This window comes from Propioniciclava flava (genome assembly GCF_004126535.1).
Taxonomy (GTDB): domain Bacteria; phylum Actinomycetota; class Actinomycetes; order Propionibacteriales; family Propionibacteriaceae; genus Propioniciclava; species Propioniciclava flava.
Genome location: NZ_PPCV01000019.1, coordinates 1 through 2,566 on the forward strand (window position 1 = coordinate 1; position 2,566 = coordinate 2,566).

General features: G+C 62.9%; 2 protein-coding genes. One reads left to right on the forward strand and one right to left on the reverse strand.

Annotated features, from left to right (window positions below; all coding sequences use genetic code 11):
• The first annotated feature begins 637 nt into the window (after positions 1-637).
• Positions 638-1,162, forward strand: coding sequence for a hypothetical protein (locus C1706_RS13840; RefSeq protein WP_129459822.1), 525 nt, complete (start codon positions 638-640; stop codon positions 1,160-1,162).
• Between the two features lie 366 nt (positions 1,163-1,528).
• Here C1706_RS13840 and C1706_RS13845 read toward each other — a convergent pair whose 3' ends face one another.
• Entirely contained in the window at positions 1,529-2,215 is a 687-nt protein-coding gene (locus C1706_RS13845; protein ID WP_206661158.1) for a DUF4145 domain-containing protein, read from the reverse strand.
• Positions 2,216-2,566 lie beyond the last annotated feature (351 nt).

The window sequence follows — 2,566 nt, forward strand, 5'->3', positions numbered from 1 at the left end:
CGGACGACCTGCTCCGGGGTGTGACGCTTCCTGCTGTTCGTCATGATCTGACCAGTCTCCCTGCCCGCGACCGCGGGCAACAGGACGACTCTCATAACGACTGGACCTACGAAACGGGGTCAGCCCATGCGATTCCAACAAGCATGACATTGGAAAGGGCAAAGCTCTGAGAGCTCGGCCGGTATGCCTTCGGCACGAGTCGGAAGGGACGTCTTCACGACCTCGGGGCCGGCACCCCACCCCGTGGAAGTGCTTCCGAGGCGGACAATGAGTCAGACCGATGCCCGCAATGCCCCCTCACGCCACTGTCCAGCTCCAACGCGACGACACGGAGCCCTCGAGACCCGACCCCGCACAAACCCTCCAGCGCAAACGAAGGTTCTGCACCATTCGAGCCAGCGGGGCGGTGACTCGGCGTGCTCCGCGGACGGCCTGTCGTCGGCAGGATCGAGCGCCCAGCATGTGGTGAGGGGAAGTTCGACGACAGGAAGACCGCTCGTCAGCTCGGCACAGACCACTACCGCCCCTCAGTGGTCGCCACCCGGAGATCGCCACTCGCGGCACGCCTCCAATACCCTACTAGGCGTTATGTCGAGTTGCGTCACGACCACGGACGCCTGAGCCAGAGGATGCGGGCATGATCTGGAGTATTGCCGCGGTGGCTACCGGCGGGCTAGTCGGAGAGCTCGCCGACATGCTTCTTCGACTGCTTGGTTTGCCCGCAACTCCGCGCAGGGCGCCGAATGGCGACTTCGACGAGCGACTCGCGGAGCTGACGGCACAGCTCGAATCATCGGGCCTCAAGACCCAGGAGCTGCTCGATGAGATGCAGCACGCGATGGTCGAGCGAAGCAATGCGGTGGCGGAAGTGCAGAAGCGCGTCGAGGCGCTACGTGAGCAGGAGGCCGAAGCTCGTAACGAGCTGGCGGAGCTGGAGAAGGTCAAGCCGGAAGCTGCCGAAGCCTTCAATCGCCTGGTTGGCGATGCTTTGGACGTACGCGACAAACGCAGCGCGAAGCGTGACTTGGTGATCTTTCTTCTGGGATGCGTCTTTAGCGTGATCACAGGGCTAGTCATTCAGTTCGCCTACGGCATATACGTCGGGGATCTTGCACTACCTAGCCTCGGCTCGTCACCGACGCGCTCGGCATCGCCAAGGTAGCTTAGGCCGACGTTCGCACCAGGGTTGGACCTCGCGTGCCCTAGTCCGAGTCGACGGCTGCGTTTCGCCCGGCCTGTGCGCGTGTGGAACGATGCCGGTCCCGATGGACGCCCAGTTCTCGGTCGTTGCGCCGGACGGAAGTTTGGGGTCAGCAGTGCGAGCCGAAACCGGACGGGGCGCAGGGCCGACTATCAGGCGACGATCATCGTTCCCACGCGACTGCTGAGCTCGTACGATGAAGAAGGCACGGAGTCGCCCATGTAGTGCTGCCGACACCACCGCGGCAGAGGGCGGTCGTGCTCCGGTGCTGCGACGCGACAGGTGATCTTTGAGACCGCCGCAGGTGAGAACGTGACGCGCTGGCTGCTAGGGCGCTCCGCTCCTGCGGGCCTTCCGTGCATCCCTCATTGCGCGCTTCTGCTCGGGCTGCACGTACAACACCAACACAGCTTCTTCGATCAGCCTGGCCACATCATCCACTTCCTCGGCCGAGTACGTGATCCCCGCGTGGATGCTGTCATTGCCCAGCATTCGCGCCTCATGCAGGTCCTGCACTAGCTCATCGGACAGCTTGACCTTGAGGCTCTCAATCTTGTCGAAGAGGGTGCCTCCGCTCGCCTTCTGGTCCTTGGTTAGCTCCTCAACTGCGGCTCGGTACATCACGCCGGCGGCGCGGAAGGCGTTCGACTTCTCACAGGTGCTCGCTTCGGCAAATAGGCTCCGTACTGCAGCCGGGGCAGACTCGTGCAGTGTCCTCGGAGACTCATGCGGCGAGACCATGGTGCGCCACTTCTTCACCTCGTCCTCGCCACCCGCCTCCGCCGCCGGGATCCGCACCGTGGTCTCGAGCAGAACCACTGACTTCCCGCAATGCAGGCATTCCATGATCACAACGCCAGTTCGCACAGGATCGTCAGGTGGTTCTTGGTCCAGAATCCGGCTCGAGCTTGGCGAATGGAAGTGCGGCGACGCGTAGTTGATTGAATGCACGACGTGAAATGAACTGTCCCGTTTGTGCCAGGGGCAGAAGCCGACTCCATCTTCGAACAGCATGCCTGTGACTCTAGTGGTGAACGGCTACACGGCCAATAGCGCCCCGTGAGACGGCCGAGACTGCCCATCTCCCAATGCAACCCACGGCTCTCGGCCCCAGTTCTCGCCCAAGGGGTCAGTGATCACCCCGACGGCCCCACGCACGACTCTCGGCATGAGAGTGAACCTTGTGAGGCGTGCTGATCTGGCACACAGGCCGGCTAAACCAGTAGGGGCGACAGGTTTGGGCTGACCCCGTTTCGTAGGTCCAGTCGTTATGAGAGTCGTCCTGTTGCCCGCGGTCGCGGGCAGGGAGACTGGTCAGATCATGACGAACAGCAGGAAGCGTCACACCCCGGAGCAGGTCGTCCG